Source organism: Sphingobium sp. (assembly GCF_048594625.1).
Taxonomy (GTDB): domain Bacteria; phylum Pseudomonadota; class Alphaproteobacteria; order Sphingomonadales; family Sphingomonadaceae; genus Sphingobium.
In genome coordinates this window covers 1-21,575 of the sequence record NZ_JBMDWL010000101.1, presented here as the reverse complement: position 1 = coordinate 21,575, position 21,575 = coordinate 1, and the positions used below count along the sequence as shown (strand labels likewise).

Below are 21,575 nucleotides of genomic sequence, written 5' to 3'. Positions count from 1 at the left end.
TGGCGCCAGCCCCGCGCGCGGGCCGTGCATGCGATGCCCTTGGCCTGTCGGCTATGCCTTTGTTTTTCCCATGTTGGGGACGGCTGTTGAGCCGACCCCGATTACTGCATTTTTCGCGCCGTCACCTGATCCCGATGGCTCAACATGGTCTAGTGACCGAAGTGACCGGCCCAGCGGATCGCGTTCGTCAGGATGCGGCGATAATTGGGATCGTCGTAATTTTGCGGATTGTGACCCAGCGCCGAATACACCACGCGCCCCTTTGCGGCGGGATTGGTCCAGATGACCGGATGGGTGCCCATCGTCAGCTTTGCGCCGGGGCGATAGCTGCCCTCATCGATCCGCGCGAGGATCGACATGCCGCGCGTCTGCGGGTTCACGTCGAAGGAATACCATTCGTCGACCGGCTTCCACGGCAGCGTCACCCCGGCCATGACGGGATGCTGCGGCTGATCGACCATGACCTGCGCCGACTGGAACTGATCCTGACCGCCCGGATGCCCGGTGAAGGTGGTGCCGATGATCGTGTCCACATACCATGGCGCCTTGTGGCTGTTGTCCCCGGCCGCATGCAGCGCGACCACGCCGCCGCCGCGCGCGACGAAACGGGCGAAGGCCGCGCGCTGATCCTTCGTCAGGAAATCACCGCTCGCGCTGTTGAGGACAACCACCGAAAAATGGCGCAACTGCGCGTCGTTGAAGATGGCGGCATTTTCCGTCGTGTAGCTGGCATGGCCGAGATTGGCGGCGATGTCGGCCAACACCATGTTGGAATGGGGGATATGTTCGATATGCCGCCACCCGTTGGTCTTGGACAGGATCAGCACCGCATCATCGAGCTTCTTGGGCAGAACCGGCGCGACCCGATCATAGGTGGGGGGCGGCAGATGCGGGTTGGGCGTGGCCTGTCCCATCGCCAGCAGCGCGATCGTCGCCAGAAATCTGTGCATCATGCGTCCTTTCGCGCATTCGCCCCGGTGCATGGCCGGATGTCGCGCAATTTCAAGAGGGTTGTGGTCGTAGGGGCGCTCCGGCGATCGTTCGCCCCGGTTAGATCATGCCCGCCTTCATCTGCTTCACCGCCTGATCGGCGGCGCGCGCGGTCATCGCCATGAAGGTGAGCGAGGGATTGACGCAGGATACCGACGCCATCTGCGCACCGTCGGTCACGAACAGATTGGGGGCGTCATGTGCCTGATTCCATTTGTTGAGGACCGACGTCGTCGGATCATTCCCCATGCGCGCGCCGCCCATTTCATGGATGGCCTCACCCGGAACATGCTGACCCCGGCTGCCGGTGACATTGGTCAGCCCCGCCTTGCGCAGCATCAGCACGCCCTGTTCCAGCGCATCGTCCATCATCTTGATTTCATTGTCGCGGAACCGGACGTCGAACCGCAGCAGCGGCGTGCCGAAACGGTCGGTCTTGCTGTGGTTGAGCATGACGCGATTATCCTCATAGGGCAGGCATTCGCCGAACGCGCCCATCGAAAAACGCCATGGGCCATATTTGCGCATGCCATGCTTCATCGACAAGCCGAAGCCTTCGGGTGCGGAGGCCTGACGCCCGGCGCCGCCCTGAAAACCATATCCGCGTTTGAAGGGCAGGTCTTCCGCATCCAGATTGCGGAAGCGCGGGACGTAGACGCCGCCGGGACGCCGCCCATATTCCACAAATTCGTTCATCCCCGGAATGTCGCCGGACACGCCGACGCGGAAGATATGATCCATGACCGCGCTGCCCAATGCGCCGCTGGAATGGAAATAGCTGCGCTCGCTGCCTTCGGGGCGGCTGTTGAGCAGGACGTGGAGCGAGCTCATCGCGGAAGCGCACAGGAATACCATGCGCGCCTGAACCACTTCGGCCTGTCCGGTGTTGGCGTCCACCATGCGCACGCCCGTGACCCGCTTTGCCGCCGGATCATATTCAAGGTTGGTGACCCATGCGTCCGACCGCAGCGTCAGCCGCCCGGTCGCGCGCGCGGCGGGCAGCGTCACCGCCTGCGTCGAGAAATAGGCGCCGAAGCTGCATCCGCGATCGCACTGGGCGCGTTTCTGGCAGCGGGTGCGCCCCTGTTCGGGCTTGTCTTCCGTAATATTGCTGAGACGGGCGTTGATCAGCTTGCGGCCGGGAAATTCCGTTTCCAGCCGGTCCTTCAGCCATTTTTCCGCGACGTTCATCGGGAAAGGCGGCATGAATTCACTGTCGGGCAGATAGGGCAGATTTTCCCGGCCACCCGACACGCCGATATAATTTTCGACATAGCTGTACCATGGCGCGACATCGTCATAGCGGATGGGCCAGTCCGTCCCCACGCCTTCGCGTTTGTTGGCGGCAAAATCCGCTTCGCTCCAGCGGAAGCTCCACCGGCCCCATGTCAGCGACTTGCCGCCGACCACCGATGGACGGACCCAGTTGAACTTGTTGGGCGCATCGTAATCATAGGGGTTGAGCCGGTCGTTGATGAAGAAGGGCTGCGTGGCGGGCGAAACCCAGCCGTTCAGCGCGAAATAATCGCGTTTCGCAAGGGCGGCGGGCATTTTGCCGCGCGCCGGAATGTCATAGGCCGATTTGCCGTCGAAGGGATAATCCTCCCCATGTTCGACCATGCGGCCACGGTCGACCATCAGGACGCGCAGCCCCTTTTCCGTCAGTTCCTTGGCGGCCCAGCCGCCGCTGATGCCCGATCCGATAACGATTGCGTCAAAACGATCCGTTGCTGCCATGGTGATGCCTGCCCGATGAAAATGCGGAAAATGGATAGGTGAAGATCGCGTGCGATCCTGCGCCTTCAGGACGAAAAGATCCGGTCGACCTTCGCTATGGGGTAGGCCCCGTCATAATCGCCGGGGACGGGCAGATAATGCCGTTCCTGCGTGATACCGATTTCGGATGTGTAATAGCCGGTAATGACCAGCTGGCGGAACGCCTGAAAGAAGGGCGCGCCGCTTGGCAGATCGCCGTTCATCGCCAGCGTCAACAGGGCATCCTGCTGCGCGGCGGACGCCTTGACCGCTGCCTTTTTATAATCGGTCATGCTGCGCGCGTCGATGGCGGCAAGGCCGTCGAAGATGGTCGCGCGTTCATCAGTAATGGCCCAGTCGCCCAGCATATGTTCGATATAGTCCGGCACGCCCGCGGCGATCGCGCCCGGCGTGTCCGATGTGGGCAGGATGCGTTCGCTGAGCGCCGTCACCAGCGCCCGTTGCGCGGGGGTGAACACGCTGGCGGGTGCGCCGGTGTTGATGACGGGGTTGGGTTGATAGGCGACAGCGCGTGCCAGCGGAGCGAACAGGTTCGCGCCGAACAGGCCGACGACGGACGCAAGGGCGGTTCTGCGATCCATCAGCATGCACCCCGATTGGGGTTTCCGGCGGAATAAAAGGAGAGGGCCGGACTATCGGCGTCAGCGCAAGTTAGCGCTATCATTTTTGCGCATTTACATTGCGCGCACGAATACCCTGCGGTCATCAACCTCTCCAATTATGCTATTGGTCGGGGACAATAAGGCATGAGTTCATGCGCCAGTCAATGCCCGGTTGCGATCGTGGCATGCGGCGAGGGTGGAGGGGCCATCGGCGGGTGGCGGAAATGAATGGCCGGGATAGCGCTATCAAGCGCATCGCAGGATAGCTGGCCGTTGCCGCAGATGCGCGATGGATCGGGGAGAAAGAAGGCGGGGGCCGCAAGACGGAGGGCAACGGAGCAGGTCCGACAGGCCTCGATCAGAACATGCTTCAGAGGTTTTTTGCTGGCCGTCCTTTGCAATCCATCATCCGTTCCGGATCACATCATGATGATGCCCCATGGCGCGCGCAGCCGAGCAGGAAGGCGATCAGCCGTCTTTCCGCCGGTAGCGGAAAACCGGAATCCAAGCATCATTTGTTTATAACATATTGAAATATGCCAATATTATAGATGTGCGCTGAACTGAAATGAGCTGTTGGCAATCACATAGCAATCACGATCAACTTTGATGGCTCGGGCGGCCGGAAAGAGGGGATGGCGCCGATGTTGGCTGACTGAGGCCGGATATCAGCCCTTGAAATCGTGTCCGCATGCTATCTCAAGCATTAGTTATCGGAAGTGATTTGGCCTGGGACGGAGCAGTCCGCTCACTGCCGGGAAAGCAATCGGCTAAACCTGACATCTCAAAGACGGTTGAGCGAACGCCAACGATCGCGACCCGAAAAACACTCGCCAAGACCGTTCGGTTCGAAATTTCGACGCATTGCCAGCGTCAAAGGCTGCAACCTGTCAGGCGGGGGGTAAGCTGGAACTCTATCCGTCCGCGGGCGCTTGCTTAAGATGGCCATCACTCCCCGCCAGAAGGGCGCGACAACTGCAAGGCGGCAACATGCGCCCGCCCGGGCAAAATTCCTAGATCGGATAGAGCCGTTCTTTGCGGGCAAGGACGTCATTGGCGGACCGTTGCTGCTGGCGACGATCGCGGCGCTCCTGTTCACGAACAGTCCCTTGCGCGAAAGCTATGAACGCTTCTGGGATACCCAGCTCCACTTTGGGTTTGGCCGCCAGCTGGTTAGTCATAGCCTTGCGGAATGGATCGACCACGCGCTGCTCCCGCTGTTCTTCATCATCATAGGCGCAGATGTGAAACGCGAGCTTGTGCGTGGCGCCCTGTCGCAGCTGCGCTCCGCTATCTTCCCGATCGCTGGCGCCATAGGCGGGATGCTGGTTCCCGTCTTCCTGTTCTGGCTGATCGCACGGGACAGCGATGCGATCGCGGGCTGGGGCACCGTCATCACCATGGATACCGCCTTTGGCCTGGCGCTGATCGGCCTGTTTGCCACGCGCTTGCCAGATGGGGTGCGCGCGCTGTTCCTTGCATTTGCGGCGATCGACGACATTGGGGGGCTGCTGGTCATCGCCGCGGCCTATAGCGACGCGATCTATCTTGACGGCCTGTTGATTGCGGCCATTGGCTTTGCCGCCATCTACCTTCTGCGTCATCTGCGCTGGGGGGCGAGCATTCCCTATGTGCTGCTGGCTATCTTGCTCTGGGTCGGTATCCTGCGATCGGGCATCCATACGACGATCGCCGGGGTGCTCCTTGGTTTTCTAGTACCGGTCTATCCCAGGCTTGGCCGCGAGGATTTCGCTGACAATGTCCAGGATGAGATTGATGAATTTCAGCTGGCGCACCGCCACGCGCCAGGGGAAGGGGAGGGCGACGACACTACTCGCTCGGAAAAGAAGGCGCAGGAGCGCCTTGGCTATTTACACGAGATGACCAGCGCCACGCATGCCACGGGAGAACGGGTGATAATGCTCCTTTCGCCCTGGATCAGCTATCTCGTGTTGCCGCTCTTTGCTCTCTCGAACGTCCGGGTGCATATCAATCCCGATCTGATTGCAGATAGCTTGCGCTCGACGCTTGCACCCGCCATCCTGATAGGGCTGTGCTTGGGCAAACCGCTAGGTTTTATGAGCTTTAGCTGGATCGCAACCCGGCTGGGCCTGGCGCGCCTTCCCGACAATGTCCGCTGGCCGATGATCGCGGCGATAGGATCGCTAGCGGGTATCGGCTTTACGATCTCGCTCTTCATATCCGGATTGGCGTTCAGCGACAGCGGGGTTCAGGAGATAGCGTCGCTCGCAATCATCGTCGCTTCGGCCCTTGCGGGTTTGACCGGTTATGCAGCGCTTCGGGTTGCGGTGCGCGTATAGGCCCGACCTCTGCGGCGACCTCGCGCTTGGGTGACTGACTTCGCCTCATGGCAATTATCGCCATGCCGACGTCGCCGCCTTCTGGATTTTCCCGGCCCAGTGAGCTTGGCCATCATGATCGCTGATGAGATCCTGTCTGATCTCAATCTCTGCATAGCGAAGGTTTCGGGGAAAAGCGTGAAGAGGCGCCGTGTAATCGGTGGCGTCCATCCGATAGGGTGCGTTGTCGCCCACGCATATCGCTTTGTCGGCCTGTAATTGCGCAACCATTGCTATGGCGAAATCCGTGCGTCCAAGCCAGTGCAGAACACCTACATGCCAAGGCCGGATAAAATCGTTCAGCTTCGGAGTGAAGCTGTGTAGCGAAAGCAGGATAGTCTCAGTACCCGCCGCCTGCCGGGCGTCGAGCATGGCCGATATGGCCACATGATAGGGCGTGTGGATGGCCGCTATCCTGGCTTGCCTGGCTGCGTCGTCGAGCGCGCCATTGCCCATGATGGATGTGCCGTCGGATTGGATAGCTATTACATCCTCATGCCCGGGATCGCGATTGCAGTCGATCACGAGGCGCGAATAGGTCTGATGGATGAAAGGCGCGTCTAGCAGGCGCGCCAATTCCCTGCCAAGCCCCCGCGTGCCGATATCGACAGCGATATGCCGCGCACGGTCCGCCGCTGTCAGACCCAGATCGCCCAGCACTGCGGGAATGGCGGCCCCGGCATGGTCTCCGATCAACAGGAACGGTGAGCGACCTCCCGCGTTATCGATGACGAACGGCGCCGGATCGTCCGGACCCAATAGTATCGCCGCCTCTCCGGCCATCTGGATATTCCCTTCATGCCGTTGCTGACGATCCATCACGTCACGACTTATCGCTATCAGCAGCCAGTGTCGCTGGGCGAGCATCGCATCATGATGCGGCCGCGGGAAGCCTTCGACCAGCGATTGCTGTCCGCCCGGCTCGACATCGATCCCGAACCTGGCGAACTGCGCTGGCTGCATGATGTCTTTGGAAACTCCGTCGCGATCGCCTTGTTCAAAAAGCGCGCCTCGCATCTGGTCGTTACCAGCGAAATGACGCTGGAACATGCGCCGCTGGCGCAGCAGCAAGTTGATGTCGAACCCTATGCCCGCCTGTTTCCGTTCACTTACTCATCGGAGGACATGCCCGACCTGCTGCGGTCCATCGAGCGGCAGTATCTGGACCCGGAACGGGTGGTCGACAATTGGGCGCGCAGCTTCGTCCGCAATGACGGCAATACCGGCACGGTCGATCTGCTGACCCGGATCGCCACCGGCATCCAGCGCGACTTCACCTATGTCCCCCGGCATGAGAAGGGCACCCAGTCGCCGATCGAGACGCTGCGCAAGCGTCAGGGTACCTGCCGCGATTTCGCGGTATTGATGATCGAGGCGGTGCGGGCGCTGGGCTTCGCCGCGCGCTTCGTTTCCGGCTATGTTTACAATCCTTCCCGGCACGAGGGCGTGGTCGGTGGCGGCAATACCCATGCCTGGGTGCGCATCTTCCTGCCCGGATCGGGCTGGGTCGAGTTCGATCCGACCAACGGCATCATCGGCAATCGCGGCCTGATCCGCGTCGCAATCGCGCGCGATCCCTATCAGGCGCTGCCGCTGTCGGGCACCTGGTTCGGCCCGCCCGCCAGCTTTCTGGGCATGGACATATCGGTCGACGTCCATCGCGCCGATCCCGCCCAGTTTCCCACCACCGGCCATGGCGCCATCAACAGCCGCATCGCCGGCACTTCAGGAAAGACCCCGACATGCTGATCCGCTGCGGTTATGATATCGAATTTTCCACCGAGAAACAGATTGCGATGATGGCGATGCTGAGCTTGCACCCTTCACGCCATCAGGATTTGCGCACGCCACAACGACTGATGGCCAGCCCCGACATCCCGCTCTATCATTTCGAGGATGGGTTCGGAAATGTCGCCACCCGGCTGACCATCCCGCCCGGCAATGTCATCCTGTCCTGCGACTTCGTGATCGAGGATAGCGGCGAGCCGGACCGGCGCGCACCCGACGGCCCGCAAATGCCGGTGGAGGAATTGCCCGATGCGGTCATGCCCTTCCTGCTCGGCAGCCGCTATTGCGAAACCGACCGGCTGATGGACGTCGCCTGGGCTAATTTCGGTCATCTCGCGGCCGGGCGCGACCGGGTCGATGCGATCGTCGATTTCGTCCACAACCATATCGAGTTCGGTTATCATTACGCCCGGCCGGACAAGACCGCCTGGAACGGTTATCAGGAACGGCAGGGCGTGTGCCGCGACTTTGCCCATCTCGCCATCACCCTGTGCCGCTGCATGAACATTCCGGCGCGCTATTGCACCGGCTATCTGGGTGACATCGGCGTGCCGCCGGTGGACGCGCCGATGGATTTCAGCGCTTGGTTCGATGTCTATATCAACGGCGACTGGTACACCCATGACGCTCGCCACAACCGCCCCCGGATCGGCCGCATCCTGATGGCGCGGGGTCGCGACGCCACCGATGTCGCCTTGACGACCGCCTTTGGCCCGGCAAATCTGGCGCGGTTCCAGGTCCATACCGATGAGGTTTCCTCCCTTGACTGATCCGATCGCCAATCCGCTGCTGCAACCCTGGACCGGCCCGCTCGGCGCGCCGCCGTTCGCGCAGGTGCGGGACGAGGATTTCCTGCCGGCGCTGACGACCGCGATCGGCTGGCATGAGGCGGAGATTGCAGCGATTGCCGGCCAGGACGCGCCGGCGACCTTCGACAATTGTATCGCCGCGCTGGAGCGTTCGGGCGAGGCGCTGGCGCGGGTCCGCCGCCTGTTCTGGACCTTGTCCTCGGCGCAGGGCACGCCGGGTATCCGCGCGATCGAGGCGGAGATATCGGCGCGGCTGAGCGCTCATTCGGTCGCGATCAGTCACAATGCGGCACTGGCCGCGCGCATCTTCGCGGTCCATGCCGCCCGGCATCAGAGCGGCCTGACGCCGGAGCAGATCCGGCTGGTCGAAAGCAGCCATGCCGGTTTCCTGCGCGGCGGCGCGGCGCTCGCTCCCGCCGACAAGGCACGCTTCGCCGCCATCGATGCGCGGCTGTCGGCCCTGTCGGTGCAATTCGGGCAGAATGTACTGGCGGCGACGGCAGCCTGGGTGCTCGATCTGGGGGCGGAGGACCTCACGGGACTGCCGCCCGCCATGTGTGAGGCGGCCGCCGGGCGCGCAGCGGCCAAGGGGCAGGCGGGCCGCTATCATGTCACGCTCGACCGCACCGATTTTGAGGGCTTTTTGACCTTCTCGCAGCGGCGCGACCTGCGGGAAAAGTTGTGGCGCGCCTTCACCGAGCGCTGCGACGGCGGGCCGCACGACAATTGGCCGATCATCGCCGAAACGCTGGCGTTGCGGCGGGAGCGGGCGGTGTTGCTCGGCTATGCCGACCATGCCCATTATGCGCTGGAAGACAGCATGGCGCATGATCCCGCTGCGGCGACCGACCTGATGCGCAAGCTCTGGGAACCGGGCAAGCGGCGCGCGGCGGAGGAAGCGGCGGAGCTTCAGGCGCTGATCGATGCGGAAGGCGGTGGCTTTGCCCTCGCGCCCTGGGACTGGCGCTTCTACGCTGAGCAGGTGCGGCGCGCCCGCTATGCGCTGGACGGCGCGGCGGTGGCGGCGCATCTGCGGCTGGACGCAGTGCGGCAGGCGGCGTTCGACACCGCCGCGCGCCTATATGGCCTCAGCTTCACCCGGCGGGCCGACATTGCCGGCTATCATCCCGATGTCTGGGCCTGGGAAGTTACGGACAAGGCCGGCGACGCGGTGGGCCTGCTGTTCACCGACTATCTGGCGCGGCCGGAGAAGCATGGCGGCGCCTGGATGGGCAGCCTGCGGGTGCAGGAGGCGATGGACGGCGACGTCCGTCCGGTTGTCTATCTCGTCGCCAATTTTGCCGCCGCGCCGCCGCCCGATCGCGGTGCGACCCGCCTGTCGATCGATGAGGCGCGCACCCTGTTCCACGAATTCGGCCATGCGCTGCACGGCCTTCTCTCTCGCGTCGTCTATCCCAGCCAGTCGGGGACAGCGGTCGCACGCGATTTTGTGGAATTTCCCAGCAAGTTCATGGAAAACTGGATCGTCAGCCGGGAAGTGCTGGCCGGCTTCGGCGTGCCCGACGATCTGATCGTCGCGATTCGCCAGGCGGAGGTTTATGGCCAGGGTTTCGCCACGGTCGAACTGATCGGCTGCTCGCTGGTCGATCTCGCAGTCCATCAGCAAGCAGCGGCGGAGACGGATCCGCGTACCTTTGTCGCAGCGGAACTCGACCGGCTGGGCATGCCGCCTGAAGTCGGCATGCGCCATCACTTTCCCTACTTCACCCATATTTTCGACGGCGGCTATTCCGCTGCTTACTACAGCTATGCCTGGTCCGAAGCGCTCGACGCCGATGCGTTCGAGGCATTTGTCGAGACGGGCGACATTTTCGATCCGCAACTCGCTGCGCGTTTCCGCGACGAAATACTGTCGGCTGGCGACAGTCGCGATCCTATGGAGTCGTTCCGCGCCTTCTTGGGCCGTGCGCCCGACCCACAGGCGCTGATGCGCGCGCGGCACTTGGTGGGAGCTTGATAGGCCGACGTTGGGACTATCCCGAATTTCGGTTTCGGAGAAACCGAACCAGCAAAGCGGCCATTCACTGATCTGTAGGTCACATCGGCGCACCAGACCCGATTGGGCCGGTCGATCACCAACTTGCGCAGCGGATATGGATAGACCCGGTGCTGCGGGTGCCGTGGGCGCCGTGATTGGCCGCCAGCTCCGCCAGCGTCAGGTCACCCCGGATCGCTTCCAGCGCTACCCTGGCCTTGAAATCCACGCTGGAGCGCTTCCTCGTCGTCTTCATTCCCGTACCAATCCATCAGGTCGGGACCAGTTTAACGTCCTGTCCGAATTTCCGGCGCCACCTCACAATCGCGGTTGGCGCCAAAGCGGTCAAGCGGCACCTGAGTGTCCAAATCTGGCCGTTGAACGTCTGGGAAGGGTCGGTTTGCCAAGTGCCGAATGCCACGTTGCGGGACATTCGCGGATGTTGGCTTCAGTATGTTGAAATGTGCAAAGCAAAGGTAACAGGTCGCTCCTTGGCTATTGGGATAGAACCTGAAACGGGACGGATGCCCAAGCGATTCTGCGCTCCTCCCGCTGACTGTCAGCTACACAGCGATCAGCGCATAGGGCCGCCCGAACCGCTCGGACACCACGAATTGTGCACAGTTGTAGACAGGGATGCCGCGTCCAGTCTTGCCTTCGAAAGAACCGCGATGGGCATGCCCGTGGACGGCAAAGCGGACATTGTCGAACCGGTCGATCGCGTCAGCTAGACGGGAAGAACCGAGGAAAGGAAAAATTTCCGGTGGCTCTCCAGCGACAGTGTCTGCGATGGGGGCATAGTGAAGCACCGCCACTGTGCGGTCGGTCCGCAGCGATCGCAGCGCATTTTCGAGCTTGCGCGCCTCGTTGATCGATTCCTCGACAAAGCCTTTGATGGCCGCCTCACCAAACGCACCCAGTTCGCCACGTCCAAAACCGCCAACAAAGCCTTTCACCCCTGCGAAACCGACGCCCTTAATTTCCACCGCCTGTTCGTCAAGCACAGTTACGCCGGCGCCATGGAGAATGCGTGTTACTTCTTCAGGCTGACCACATTCATAATCATGATTGCCTAGCACAGCGACCGTCGGGATCGTGCAAGCATGGAGATCCTCTGCCAAAATCTCGGCCTCACGGGTCTTGCCAAAATTGGTGAGGTCGCCGCACAGTGCCAGGACATCCGCTTTTTGCGATATCTCGGCGAACATGTCGCGATACCGGTGCTCCGAACTGTCGCTGACATGCAGGTCGCCGATCGCGGCGACGGTCAGCGTACCGGGCGGCGATGTGTCACTTGTTTCGGTCATGGCTTTCCTCCAGCCCCTTGCCGACGACATCGGCAAAACCCCATTCGGTGATGTCGACCAGATAGTCGCGCGGGGAGAGCAATCGTCCCCGGCAGACGCGAACCTTGGGCACCGGCAGTTCGGCGCGGGTTTCGAGCCGTCCCAATAGTTCCTCGAACAGCCATAGCGGGATGCAATGCCGTTCGGTCGGGTAGATGAAACGGAAATTCAGTAAATGAATGAGTAGCAGTTCCCAGTGCAGTTCCATTGCATCAAGCAAGCGCTGCCAGTCGATTGCCTCATGCTGCTTGAGGATCATATGCGCGACATCGGCGCCATCATAGCGATAGCGATCCTGGATGAAGAGCTTGGAGAGGATGAACTCAGTGGGCGGGGTAATTCGGACGCGCGTGCCGTAGACTTCCGCGTGAAAGGCATCGCGAAACCATTCTTCTGTCACCGGCAGGCTGGCAGACGAGATATTGTAGATCACGTCGAAAAAGTTGCCGTCCTTCCAGACTTTGCCGATCCAGCGCTCGTCCTCGAACTCAACTTCGTGATCGAGGTGCCGGAAATGCGCGAGAATGCGCGGCGCGTCGCCCGCTTTGCAGAAGACGTCGAGATCCTTGGTCGGACGCACGATGCCGGTATGACATCCCAGCGCATAGGTGCCAGACAGCATGAAAGGTATCCCCGATGCGACCAGTTCGGCCAGACTGTCGGCATAAAATTGCTTGGCTTCGGGGGGTGGGTCGAAGGTGGCAGGATCACAGGTCATCATGGGCACCTTCACAAGTTTGGATCAAGTGAACGGGTCGTCGACATATTCCGTTCCAATAGTGCCAGCCTGTGTCTTCACGCTTTGAGACCAGACGCCCAATAGAGATGACAGGGCGGGATATTGCGTCCTTGCATCGCCGAATGGATGCAATTGAAATTTTCTGCCATCAACGGCGCCATGGCCCGGCGCATCTGGTAAGCGAGTAGTTGTCCATCCGGGACGAGCATCGTCCCGATGCTACGGATGATCTTCCTTCAACGGCATAGGTCAGTCTCCTTGTAGAGCTAGAACAAGCAAGAGCGCGGCGGCGCGTTCAGAAAAAACAGACCAACATGGATCAGCCCTTGATGGCGATCTGGATGCCGTTCGGTCTGCTTGTGCGCCGGGCCGTGACAGTCGATCCGATGCGTTTCAAGGCGAGGTCGATCCGGTCTGCGCCGATCGGCAGGCCTTGAAGGATCAGATCGTCGAGGAAGCCGGGCAGTTCTGGCGTATCCAGCGTGACTTGCCGCTCCGTCGCATCGATGTTGAGGCCCAGGCAGGCTTGCAGCAGCAGCAGCGGTGTCCCGGCCGCCCATGCCTGCGGACTGCACGCTACAGGATAGAATGTCGGACCCTGCGCCCGTCGACGTGGGAAGCCGCAAAACAGCTCTGGCAAACGCATAAGATCGACGTAAGTGGCGGCGGCCAACAGACCTTCGAAAATCTGACCCGCCTTGCGCTTGTGGCCATAGCGCGCGAAGCCCGCCGCGATCAGCGCGTTATCATGCGGCCAGATCGAGCCATTATGATAGCTCATCGGATTGTAGCGCGCCTCGGTGGAAGCGATCGTTCGCACGCCCCATCCGGAGAAGGAAGTAGGCGCCATCAGGGTCCTGACCACGGCTTCAGCGCGTTCGGGCAAGGCAAGGCCGGCAAACAGAACATGCCCGGCATTGGAGGACCGGACGCGGCAGGGCTTCTTGTCGCCATCAAGAGCAAGAATGTAGGTGCCGAGCTCTGCGTCGAAGAAGGCTGCATCGAAGCGGTCGCGCAGATCGTCTGCCCTCCCCGCAAACAGCCGGGCACGGTTTGCGTCCCCCCATGCGGCGAACAGGGCTTCCGCAGCCTTCCACGCGCCATAGACATAAGCCTGCACTTCCACGAGCGCGATCGGGCCATGGGCGATACTACCGTCGGCATGGAAGACGCTGTCATGGCTGTCCTTCCACCCCTGATTGACGAGACCCTGATCGGTGAAGCGGCCATATTCGACGAAGCCGTCCCCATCGCGGTCGCCGCTGTCGTCGATCCAGCGCAGCGCCGCCTCGATATGCGGTCGAATATGGGAAAGGAACGCGATATCGCCGGTCCGTTGCAGATAAGCGCCGGCCAGCATCAGGAAGAGCGGCGTTGAATCGATGCTGCCATAATAATGGCGGAAGGGGACTTCGCCCAGTTCCGCCATCTCGCCATGCCGCACCTCATGCAGGATCTTGCCCGGCTCGGCATCCTACGCCGCATCGAAGCCGGTAGCCTGGTGCGCGGCCAGATAGCCGAGCACTCCGCGGCTGATAGCTGGGTCGATCCACAGCGTCTGTAGAGCAGTTATGATCGCGTCACGTCCGAAGACCGTGCTGAACCAGGGGATGCCGGCGTAGGGATAGGGACCGTGCTCGGTCTTTGTCGAAAGCATGGCGATGTCCGCGATCGAGCGGTGCGTGACCTCGTTGAACAGTTGGTTCGAGGACGAGAGGGCACCGCCTCGGCTGCAGGCGGTGCGGCTATGGTGCAGCTTGCCGCGGAGGGCTTTCAAGAACGCTTTTCGCAGCGGATCAGCCGGCGCGCTTTCCTCGCAGCAGACGCGCATGAACAGCGCGCATCGCTCGCCGGGTGCGAGGCTGAGCTCAAAGCGCGCCTTGGCATTGGTCAATTCCTGCGGGACCGGGTCGAACTGGAAATGGCTCTGCCGCTCCCGGTCGTCCCGGCCGCGATAGCGCAGTCTGACATCAGCCTCGCCCACTTGTGGATCGCTTTGCGTGCCTCGGCGTAGACGGGTCATGCCGCGTATTTCGAACAGATCGGCGAAATCCGCGGCAAACGCGATGGCGACGGAAAGCTGCCGGGCTTCCTTGTCGAAATTGCGGACGGTCACGCGCTCGTAGATGGCGCCGTCCCACAAGAACCGTGTCCGACGCAGGTGGATGAGGTCATGCTCGACGGCGACGCGCCCGTCGTCACCCATGAAGTCAGGGTTGGCGAGGTCGCAGATGAGCATCGAGTTATCGTCGCGCAACGCGGAGCTCAGCAGGATCGGCCGCATGCCGTTGACGGTCAGGTAGAGATGCGACACGTGGCGCGTGTCGCGGTGATAGAGCCCTTCCGGGCTGCCCGGACCGGAAATCGCGTCGCCGCTATGGTCGAAGACGCCGAAGCTGTCGCCATGCTTCAGGGTCCGGGGCCGTCGCTCATGCAGCGATGCTGTCGCGGGAATGAAGAACTGGGTCTGGGCCTGCAACAGATTTTGGCCCGGTTCGATGCTGGGCACGGCTGCTGGCTGGGTCGACGACATGACTGCTCCTATGCGACGATCTGGAGCTCGGCCTCCTCACCGCGCTCGCGGCGTAAACGCGCAGCGTCCGTTCGCGCTCCCGGCAGCGAACGGTAGAGCTCGACATAATCGTGCGCCATGCGGCTTGCCGTAAAGCGGGCGTCGAATGCACCTCGCACGGCGGAGCGGTCGAGGCCAGGCAATTGTGCAACCGCTTCCACCGCCTGATCCTCGCTATCAACGATGAAGCCGGACACGCCATGGTCGATGACTTCGGGCACCGATCCGCAGCGGAAGGCGACGACGGGAGTCGCGCAGGCCATTGCCTCGATCATGACGAGGCCAAACGGTTCAGGCCAGTCGATGGGGAAGATCAGGGCGCTCGCTCGGCCCAGAAAGTCGGCCTTCTGCTGCTCGTTGATCTCGCCGATATAAGTGACATTGGGATAGTGATCGACCAGCGGCGCGATCTCCTGTTCCCAGTATAGCCGGTCAACCGCATCGATCTTGGCGGCGATCCGAAGAGGCATGCCCGAACGCGCGGCGATGCGGATGGCCCGGTCGGGGCGCTTTTCGGGCGAGATGCGGCCCAGAAAGGCCAGATAACCTTCGTTGCCGCTGCGGTTGGGGCGCAGGATATCCGCCGGCAAGCCGTGATAGATGGTGCCGGCCCAATTAACGGGCGGCATGGGCAGTCGCTGGTGGTCCGAGATGGAAACCAAGCTGTGATGCGGAAAGGCACGATAGAAGGCGCGCAAGTCGGGCAGGTCGAGCCGCCCGTGCAATGTCGTGACCGTCCGTCCGATGAAGTCCTGCACCATCGGCAGGTGCAGCAGGTCGATGTGGAAGTGCAGCGCATCAAACTCGTCTGCGCGCCGGCGGACCTCTTCGAGCAGGATCATATGATAGGGTATAGGATCGACGACGTGGGGATCTAGGCGCAGTGCCATGCCGGTGATGGGGACCAGCTCTGCCGCAGTCTGGGAGTCGCCGCTGGCAAACAAGGTTACGTCGTGCCCCTGCCGTACCAGCTCTTCGGTCAGATAGGACACGATCCGCTCCGTGCCGCCGTAAAATTTGGGCGGGACGCTTTCAGCGAGCGGAGCGATTTGCGCGATCTTCATGGATCATCCTCTCCCCGCACACCGATAAATAGCGTCTGCGGTGCCGGGAGAAGTCACCAACCGGCAACTGGTTGCGTCGCTTTTGGAGCCACGGGACGGGCTCCCTGTCTAATGTCATGGAAACAATCGACTTCTTATTTATCGATTGATCAGGATTAGCATGATTTCCGGTTTCGACTGATCCTCATCAATATGATTTTCAGGAACGAGAGTCAGCCCTTCGGGATTATTGCGCCATATCACAGGAAAGGACTGGATGTGGCTACGCAGCTCAAGGCTGACGGATCGCAATTTCTGCAGCAGGCATTTCAGGAGGCGCTGAGCCGCTGGAACCGGGAACGGCTGTCGCCGACCTTTCCGGAGGCTATCTCTGCCGAACGCTTTGACGATGAACGCCGCATGCTGCGGCTGGAGATCGGATTTCTCGAAGAACTGCGACAGGAAGTCATGGCTGAGGCGCGCAAAGCGCCGACCGATCCCGATGGCTTCATCGCCTGGTTCGAAAATCTGAAGGTGAGTGGACCTGGACAGCATGACCGTCTTTTCCCATGGCTCGCCGAGCGGGCGGATCGAGATGAGATGCGCTGGTTTCTATCGCAGGAAGCCGCAGGCGAAGCCGGGTTCGACGATCTGGTCGCAATGACGCAGGTCAAGCTGCCGGCGCGCGCCAAGCTCGAACTGGCGCGCAATTATTGGGACGAGATGGGGCGCGGTAACGCGAAGGGCATGCATGGGCCGATGCTGGGCCAGCTGGTCGATATTCTCGAACTCGATACGCGTATCGAAAATACTGTGTGGGAAAGTCTGGCGCTCGCCAATGCCATGACGGCCATGGCTACGTCACGTTCCTATGCCTGGCACAGCGTCGGCGCCCTGGGAGTGATCGAACTTACCGCGCCAGATCGTTCTGCGCACACCGCCAAAGGATTGAGGCGTATCGGCCTGTCCGGATCTGAACGACGCTATTTCGATCTACATGCCGTGCTCGACATCAAGCACAGCCGTGACTGGAATGATGAGGCGATTCACCCGCTGGTCGCGGAGGATCCCCGTCGCGCCACCGCTATGGCGGAGGGGGCGCTGATCCGCCTGCGATGCGGAGAGCGCTGTTTCGACCGATATCGTGCTCATTTCGGATTGGCCTGAGAGATGAGTAACCGCATCTTGCTGGTCGAGGACGACCCTGCCGTCGCTGCCGTCATTGCCGACATATTGGAGGACGCCGATTATGCGGTCGATGGGCCTTACGACACGCTCGCCGACGGTATCGCTGCCTTGGCTGACAATATGCCATCCGCCGCCATCCTGGACATTCGGTTACAGGACGGCGACGTCGGCCTTCTGGCAGATGATCTTGATTTGTACGACATTCCCTATGTTTTCTGTTCGGGCGTCCCGGACTTCGCGCTGATGCGCAGGCATCCCGCCTCGCCCCTGATCCTCAAGTCGGCGCTTTCCACCGAACTCGCGCGCACGCTGAGAAACATGCTTCACTGAACGCGCTCATCCGAACACGCCCGACATGAAGGGCTGCATGATAGAGGGAAAAGCGTTGCGTCTGGCCACTCGCACCTTGCTGTCAGCTTCTTTCCGCGGCGATTTCAGGAGATGGCGCCGGCTCGTGTAAGCGATTTTGGGTCGGTGCCGGATGGCAGAATTCCCGGACCGATCGATCATCGGCATCCGGCCGTGCGTAGCCTTGCGGTTCCCACGGCGCCAGCGCCCTTGCCAGCCAAGTCGATCGCTGCGGTCTACAGAAAAGTCACTGGCAAGGCGTGGCGGCCGAGGCTGGGCTAGGGTTGCCAAGCGGAGAATATGCCGCTGGGTGGTCACAAGGGGTTGGGAATTCCCATTTCGTTGACCTATTTACGCCTGTAACGAAAGTACCAGACTTCATGGCCGATGCGGCGGGCTTTTGCTTCGTAACGGGTTTCGGGCCAGCCGCCGGGGCGGTTCTGGAAATCGGCGGGTTCGGACGCCAACCAGTCGAAATCGGGATGGCCGTTCATCACCATCAGCGCCCAGCGCAGATAGACCGGATGGTCGGTGCCGAAACGAAATTCGCCGCCGGGCTTGAGCTTGTGCGCGATCATCGCGACCGGGCCGGGGTTCATCATGCGGCGCTTGGCATGGCGCGCCTTTGGCCATGGGTCGGGATGGAGAAGGTAGACGAAGCTGAGCGCGCCGTCGGGTATGCGGGACAGGACGTCGAGCGCATCGCCCATGTGCAGGCGGACATTGCCGAGCGCGCCGTCGCGGACATGGCCCAGCGCCTGGACCACGCCATTGAGGAAGGGTTCGCAGCCGATAAAGCCATGGTCGGGCAGCATGTCGGCGCGATAGGCCATATGTTCGCCGCCGCCGAAGCCGATTTCGAAATGGAGCGGGCGATCATAGCCGAAGAGGTTTGCGGCGGTCACTTCGCCTTCCGCAGGTACGGAGATGGCGGGCAGGAGGGTGTCGACCAGTTCCTGCTGCCCCTTGCGGAGCTTTGGCCCCGACTGGCGGCCATAAAGGCGGTTGAGGGTCGTGGGATCGCCGGATTTATGCGCTGTCATGGGCAGCGCCGATAGCGGGGCGGGGCGACGGGGGCAAGGGGAAGGCGGGGCGTGTCCGCTGTTCTCGATCAAGGAGCGAGTCGACGGACACCGTTCCCCGACCGGTCAGCTTATTTGCACTTGATGAACCTGCCCTTGGCGTCCTTGCACGGGGCTTTCTTGACCGGGGGCTTGGGCGGGCATTTCACGAACTTGCCCTTGGCATCCTTGCACGGCGCGGCGAGGGCCGGCGTGGCGGTGCCCGCGATCAGGGCAAGGCCGAGCAGCGTGGCGGTGAGCGTCTTTGTCATCCTGTGCCTCTTAGACGGGAGAGAGTCGGCTTGGCCCGACGGTCGCACTATGCGCCGACGGCGGGGGCTTTGCCAGTGCGTTGCGGCGCGCGGCGGGGGCAAAAAAGAGGCGCCGGATCGATGACCCGGCGCCTGCCTTGCAATGGTTGGTGGCGTCTGGCGGTGGGCGATTGCCCACCTTGCTGCGACCTCGGCCTTTTCTTCCCGTTTACGAGAGGAGAAAGGCTTTTGATCAGGCCAGCGCAGCCTTGAGCGCGTCCACCAGATCGGTCTTTTCCCAGGGGAAATAGTCGCCGTCGGGGGTGCGGCCGAAATGGCCGTAGGCGGCGGTCTTCTGATAGATCGGCTTGTTGAGGCCCAGATGCGTGCGGATGCCCTTGGGCGTCAGACGGACGAGGGTCGGCAGGGCCGCTTCGATCGCCGACGCTTCCACCGTGCCGGTGCCGTGCAGGTCGACATAGAGGGAGAGCGGTTCGGCGACGCCGATGGCGTAGCTGAGCTGGATCGTGCAGCGACGGGCGAGACCCGCGGCGACGATGTTCTTCGCCAGATAGCGGGTGATGTAGGCGGCCGATCGGTCCACCTTGGTCGGGTCTTTGCCGGAGAACGCGCCGCCGCCATGAGGCGAAGCGCCGCCATAGGTGTCGACGATGATCTTGCGACCGGTGAGGCCCGCGTCACCATCCGGTCCGCCGATTTCGAACAGGCCGGTCGGGTTGACGTAGATGCTTTCGTCGCCGGGCAGCCAGCCTTCGGGCAGGATGTCGGCCATCACGCCCTTGACGTAAGCGCGCAGTTTCGCGCGGCTGTCGTCATTGTCCATGCCCGCGGCATGCTGGGTCGAAACGACCAGCGCGGTGGCGCGGACGGGCTTTTCATCGATATATTCGAGCGTCACCTGGCTCTGGGCGTCGGGTTCGAGGAAGTCGACAACCTTGCCATGGCGGTCGGCCGCCATGCGTTCCAGAATCTTGTGGCTGTAATAGAGGGTGGCGGGCATCAGGTCGGGGGTTTCATCCGACGCATAGCCGAACATAATCCCCTGATCGCCGGCGCCTTCATCCTTGTTGCCGCTTTCATCCACACCCTGCGCGATATGGGCCGACTGGCCATGCAGGTTGTTTTCGAAGCGGAAGCTTTCCCAGTGGAAGCCGTCCTGTTCGTAACCGATGCGCTTGACCGTTTCGCGGACGGTCCGTTCGATTTCTTCCTGAGCGCCCGGCGCCCATGCGCCATTTTCATAGACGCCCTTGCAACGGATTTCACCGGCCAGAACGACCAGCTGGGTCGTGGTCAGCGTTTCGCAGGCGATGCGGGCTTCGGGGTCTTTGGACAGGAAGAGATCGACGATGGCGTCGGAAATCTGGTCGGCGACCTTGTCGGGATGGCCTTCGGAAACGGATTCCGAGGTGAAGAGGAACTGATTACGCATGTGACTCCCGTAAACTGCCTGAGCGGGTTGCGATATAAAGAAATGTTTATGTGCCTATTAGCTTTTGCCCTTGCGCAGCGCAAGGGCCGCGCCGAGCAGCAAGAGCATCAGGATGCCGGGCGCCCAGTTGCCAAGGCGCGCGAAGAGCGTGGGGGGCAGCGCCGGGGGCAGGCCGGAATCGAGGAAACCCGCGCGGTTGAGGCCGAGCGCGTGGAGGACATGGCCGCGCGCATCCACGATGGCGGATACGCCGGTGGGGGTGGAGCGGATGATGGGAAGCCCTTCTTCCAGCGCGCGCAGGCGGGCCTGCGCCAGATGCTGGACCGGGCCCCAGCTGCCGAACCATTCGTCGTTGGACGGGTTGAACAGGAAGGCCGGGCGATTGGCGGCGTCCACCACATGGCCGGAGAAGATCACTTCGTAGCAGATCTGGACCCCCATCTTCAGGTCCGGGCGGCCGAGCGCGGCGGGCAGGGTCAGGCTTTGCGGACCGGGACCGGGCCAGAAATCGGCGTCTCCGGGCACCAGCCGCGACAGGCCGATCGGGGCGAGGATCGAGCGCATCGGCAGATATTCGCCATAGGGCACCAGATGCGCCTTGTCATAACGGCCGAGCAGCCGGGCGTCGGGGGTGACGATGAACAGGCTGTTGTTCGCGCCGGTCAGCTTCATTTCGCCGGTGCCGGGCTGGGGCGCGAAATAGACCTTTGTCGCGCCGGTCATCAGCAGGTCGCCGGGGTCGAGAAGATTGGCGAGGCGCAGCCGCCAGTCCGGTTCCATGTCGAGATAGGCGGGGATCGCCGCTTCGGGCCAGAAGATGAGGCGCGGGGCCGGGCGGACCGGGCCGGACAAGGCGGCAAGGGTGCGGAAATGCGCCTGTTCGAGTTCGAGCGAATATTTCTCGTCCTGCCCGATATTGGGCTGAACCACGCGGATGCGCGGCGCGCCGGGCGGGGTGGCGGGTGCGGAAGAGAGAATGCCCCAGAGGGCGAGCGCCGCCAGCGGCGCGGCGAGGATGGCGGCGGCACGGAACTGGCGCTGAAGGCCGAGGAGGAGCGCGGCGGCGGCAAGAATGGTGAGCGCGCCAAGGCCATAGGTGCCGACCAGTGTGGCCGCGATGCCGATGCCGGTGGGCAGCAGCGTGACGCCGAGCGGGTTCCAGGCAAAGCCGGTGAACAGGGTCGCGCGCAGATATTCGGCCGCGAGCCAGCTGGCGGCGAAAAGGAGGGGGAGGGGCAAGTTGCAGGCTGCGC

General features: G+C 62.2%; 17 protein-coding genes and 2 pseudogenes. 6 read left to right on the top strand and 13 right to left on the bottom strand.

Annotated elements, in window-relative coordinates:
- Window positions 1–149 precede the first annotated feature (149 nt).
- The 3 genes from ACOJSJ_RS12945 to ACOJSJ_RS12935 all read right to left on the bottom strand — a co-directional run bounded on the left by ACOJSJ_RS12945 (window position 150) and on the right by ACOJSJ_RS12935 (window position 3,347).
- Complete coding sequence (locus tag ACOJSJ_RS12945; protein ID WP_420145392.1) at window positions 150–953, bottom strand: ThuA domain-containing protein; 804 nt, start codon at window positions 951–953, stop codon at window positions 150–152.
- Window positions 954–1,050: 97 nt separating this feature from the next.
- Window positions 1,051–2,727: a GMC oxidoreductase gene (locus ACOJSJ_RS12940; RefSeq protein WP_420145391.1), complete on the bottom strand. Its 1,677-nt coding sequence runs from the start codon at window positions 2,725–2,727 to the stop codon at window positions 1,051–1,053.
- Between the two features lie 65 nt (window positions 2,728–2,792).
- Window positions 2,793–3,347, bottom strand: coding sequence for a gluconate 2-dehydrogenase subunit 3 family protein (locus ACOJSJ_RS12935; RefSeq protein ID WP_420145390.1), 555 nt, complete (start codon window positions 3,345–3,347; stop codon window positions 2,793–2,795).
- 962 nt (window positions 3,348–4,309) lie between these two features.
- Here ACOJSJ_RS12935 and nhaA point away from each other — a divergent pair.
- A complete protein-coding gene (nhaA, locus tag ACOJSJ_RS12930) occupies window positions 4,310–5,689 on the top strand; it encodes a Na+/H+ antiporter NhaA (protein ID WP_420145389.1) in 1,380 nt (459 codons plus the stop codon).
- A gap of 54 nt (window positions 5,690–5,743) precedes the next feature.
- On the opposite strand, the gene ACOJSJ_RS12925 is transcribed toward nhaA, so the two are convergent.
- A complete protein-coding gene (locus tag ACOJSJ_RS12925) occupies window positions 5,744–6,511 on the bottom strand; it encodes an N-formylglutamate amidohydrolase (protein ID WP_420145398.1) in 768 nt (255 codons plus the stop codon).
- Between the two features lie 15 nt (window positions 6,512–6,526).
- Here ACOJSJ_RS12925 and ACOJSJ_RS12920 point away from each other — a divergent pair, with 15 nt between their 5' ends.
- From ACOJSJ_RS12920 to ACOJSJ_RS12910, 3 genes are read left to right on the top strand one after another with little or no spacing between them, the layout of a single operon-like run.
- Entirely contained in the window at window positions 6,527–7,477 is a 951-nt protein-coding gene (locus tag ACOJSJ_RS12920) for a transglutaminase family protein (RefSeq protein ID WP_420145388.1), read from the top strand.
- On the top strand, window positions 7,471–8,286 hold the full coding sequence (locus ACOJSJ_RS12915) for a transglutaminase-like domain-containing protein (RefSeq protein ID WP_420145387.1): 816 nt from the start codon (window positions 7,471–7,473) through the stop codon (window positions 8,284–8,286). The genes ACOJSJ_RS12920 and ACOJSJ_RS12915 overlap by 7 nt, the downstream gene beginning before the upstream one ends.
- The gene (locus tag ACOJSJ_RS12910; protein ID WP_420145386.1) at window positions 8,264–10,303 is read left to right on the top strand and encodes a M3 family metallopeptidase; all 2,040 of its coding nucleotides are present in this window, start codon (window positions 8,264–8,266) and stop codon (window positions 10,301–10,303) included. The genes ACOJSJ_RS12915 and ACOJSJ_RS12910 overlap by 23 nt, the downstream gene beginning before the upstream one ends.
- Before the next feature lie 157 nt (window positions 10,304–10,460).
- On the opposite strand, the pseudogene ACOJSJ_RS12905 reads toward ACOJSJ_RS12910, so the two are convergent.
- The 5 genes and pseudogenes from ACOJSJ_RS12905 to ACOJSJ_RS12885 all read right to left on the bottom strand — a co-directional run.
- Window positions 10,461–10,577, bottom strand: a pseudogene (locus ACOJSJ_RS12905) (IS3 family transposase); the annotation flags it as partial.
- A gap of 307 nt (window positions 10,578–10,884) precedes the next feature.
- Window positions 10,885–11,628, bottom strand: coding sequence for a metallophosphoesterase family protein (locus ACOJSJ_RS12900; RefSeq protein ID WP_420145385.1), 744 nt, complete (start codon window positions 11,626–11,628; stop codon window positions 10,885–10,887).
- Window positions 11,612–12,400, bottom strand: coding sequence for a hypothetical protein (locus ACOJSJ_RS12895; RefSeq protein ID WP_420145384.1), 789 nt, complete (start codon window positions 12,398–12,400; stop codon window positions 11,612–11,614). Before ACOJSJ_RS12895 ends, ACOJSJ_RS12900 begins: the two co-directional genes overlap by 17 nt.
- Before the next feature lie 325 nt (window positions 12,401–12,725).
- Window positions 12,726–14,939: pseudogene (locus tag ACOJSJ_RS12890) on the bottom strand (glycogen debranching N-terminal domain-containing protein).
- 8 nt (window positions 14,940–14,947) lie between these two features.
- The gene (locus ACOJSJ_RS12885; protein WP_420145383.1) at window positions 14,948–16,042 is read right to left on the bottom strand and encodes a glycosyltransferase family 4 protein; all 1,095 of its coding nucleotides are present in this window, start codon (window positions 16,040–16,042) and stop codon (window positions 14,948–14,950) included.
- 258 nt (window positions 16,043–16,300) lie between these two features.
- On the opposite strand from ACOJSJ_RS12885, the gene ACOJSJ_RS12880 reads away from it, so the two are divergent.
- A complete protein-coding gene (locus ACOJSJ_RS12880; protein WP_420145382.1) occupies window positions 16,301–17,188 on the top strand; it encodes an iron-containing redox enzyme family protein in 888 nt (295 codons plus the stop codon).
- A gap of 18 nt (window positions 17,189–17,206) precedes the next feature.
- Window positions 17,207–17,539, top strand: a complete 333-nt coding sequence (locus ACOJSJ_RS12875; RefSeq protein ID WP_420145381.1) for a hypothetical protein — start codon at window positions 17,207–17,209, stop codon at window positions 17,537–17,539.
- Window positions 17,540–17,904: 365 nt separating this feature from the next.
- Here the strand turns inward: ACOJSJ_RS12875 and trmB are convergent, their stop codons facing one another.
- The 4 genes from trmB to lnt form a co-directional block, all read right to left on the bottom strand.
- The gene (gene trmB / locus ACOJSJ_RS12870; protein ID WP_420145380.1) at window positions 17,905–18,600 is read right to left on the bottom strand and encodes a tRNA (guanine(46)-N(7))-methyltransferase TrmB; all 696 of its coding nucleotides are present in this window, start codon (window positions 18,598–18,600) and stop codon (window positions 17,905–17,907) included.
- 110 nt (window positions 18,601–18,710) lie between these two features.
- The gene (locus ACOJSJ_RS12865; protein WP_420145379.1) at window positions 18,711–18,890 is read right to left on the bottom strand and encodes a hypothetical protein; all 180 of its coding nucleotides are present in this window, start codon (window positions 18,888–18,890) and stop codon (window positions 18,711–18,713) included.
- Between the two features lie 232 nt (window positions 18,891–19,122).
- Entirely contained in the window at window positions 19,123–20,322 is a 1,200-nt protein-coding gene (gene metK, locus ACOJSJ_RS12860; protein ID WP_420145378.1) for a methionine adenosyltransferase, read from the bottom strand.
- Window positions 20,323–20,379: 57 nt separating this feature from the next.
- Window positions 20,380–21,575, bottom strand: a 1,196-nt coding sequence (gene lnt, locus ACOJSJ_RS12855) for an apolipoprotein N-acyltransferase (RefSeq protein ID WP_420145377.1), incomplete at its 5' end; no start/stop codon positions are given.

Coding starts and splice junctions, on each gene's coding strand:
- ACOJSJ_RS12945 (WP_420145392.1), bottom strand. CDS start 953: ATGATGCACAGATTTCTGGCGACGATCGCGCTGCTGGCGATGGGACAG.
- ACOJSJ_RS12940 (WP_420145391.1), bottom strand. CDS start 2,727: ATGGCAGCAACGGATCGTTTTGACGCAATCGTTATCGGATCGGGCATC.
- ACOJSJ_RS12935 (WP_420145390.1), bottom strand. CDS start 3,347: ATGGATCGCAGAACCGCCCTTGCGTCCGTCGTCGGCCTGTTCGGCGCG.
- nhaA (WP_420145389.1), top strand. CDS start 4,310: ATGGCCATCACTCCCCGCCAGAAGGGCGCGACAACTGCAAGGCGGCAA.
- ACOJSJ_RS12925 (WP_420145398.1), bottom strand. CDS start 6,511: ATGGCCGGAGAGGCGGCGATACTATTGGGTCCGGACGATCCGGCGCCG.
- ACOJSJ_RS12920 (WP_420145388.1), top strand. CDS start 6,527: ATGCCGTTGCTGACGATCCATCACGTCACGACTTATCGCTATCAGCAG.
- ACOJSJ_RS12915 (WP_420145387.1), top strand. CDS start 7,471: ATGCTGATCCGCTGCGGTTATGATATCGAATTTTCCACCGAGAAACAG.
- ACOJSJ_RS12910 (WP_420145386.1), top strand. CDS start 8,264: ATGAGGTTTCCTCCCTTGACTGATCCGATCGCCAATCCGCTGCTGCAA.
- ACOJSJ_RS12900 (WP_420145385.1), bottom strand. CDS start 11,628: ATGACCGAAACAAGTGACACATCGCCGCCCGGTACGCTGACCGTCGCC.
- ACOJSJ_RS12885 (WP_420145383.1), bottom strand. CDS start 16,042: ATGAAGATCGCGCAAATCGCTCCGCTCGCTGAAAGCGTCCCGCCCAAA.
- trmB (WP_420145380.1), bottom strand. CDS start 18,600: ATGACAGCGCATAAATCCGGCGATCCCACGACCCTCAACCGCCTTTAT.
- ACOJSJ_RS12865 (WP_420145379.1), bottom strand. CDS start 18,890: ATGACAAAGACGCTCACCGCCACGCTGCTCGGCCTTGCCCTGATCGCG.
- metK (WP_420145378.1), bottom strand. CDS start 20,322: ATGCGTAATCAGTTCCTCTTCACCTCGGAATCCGTTTCCGAAGGCCAT.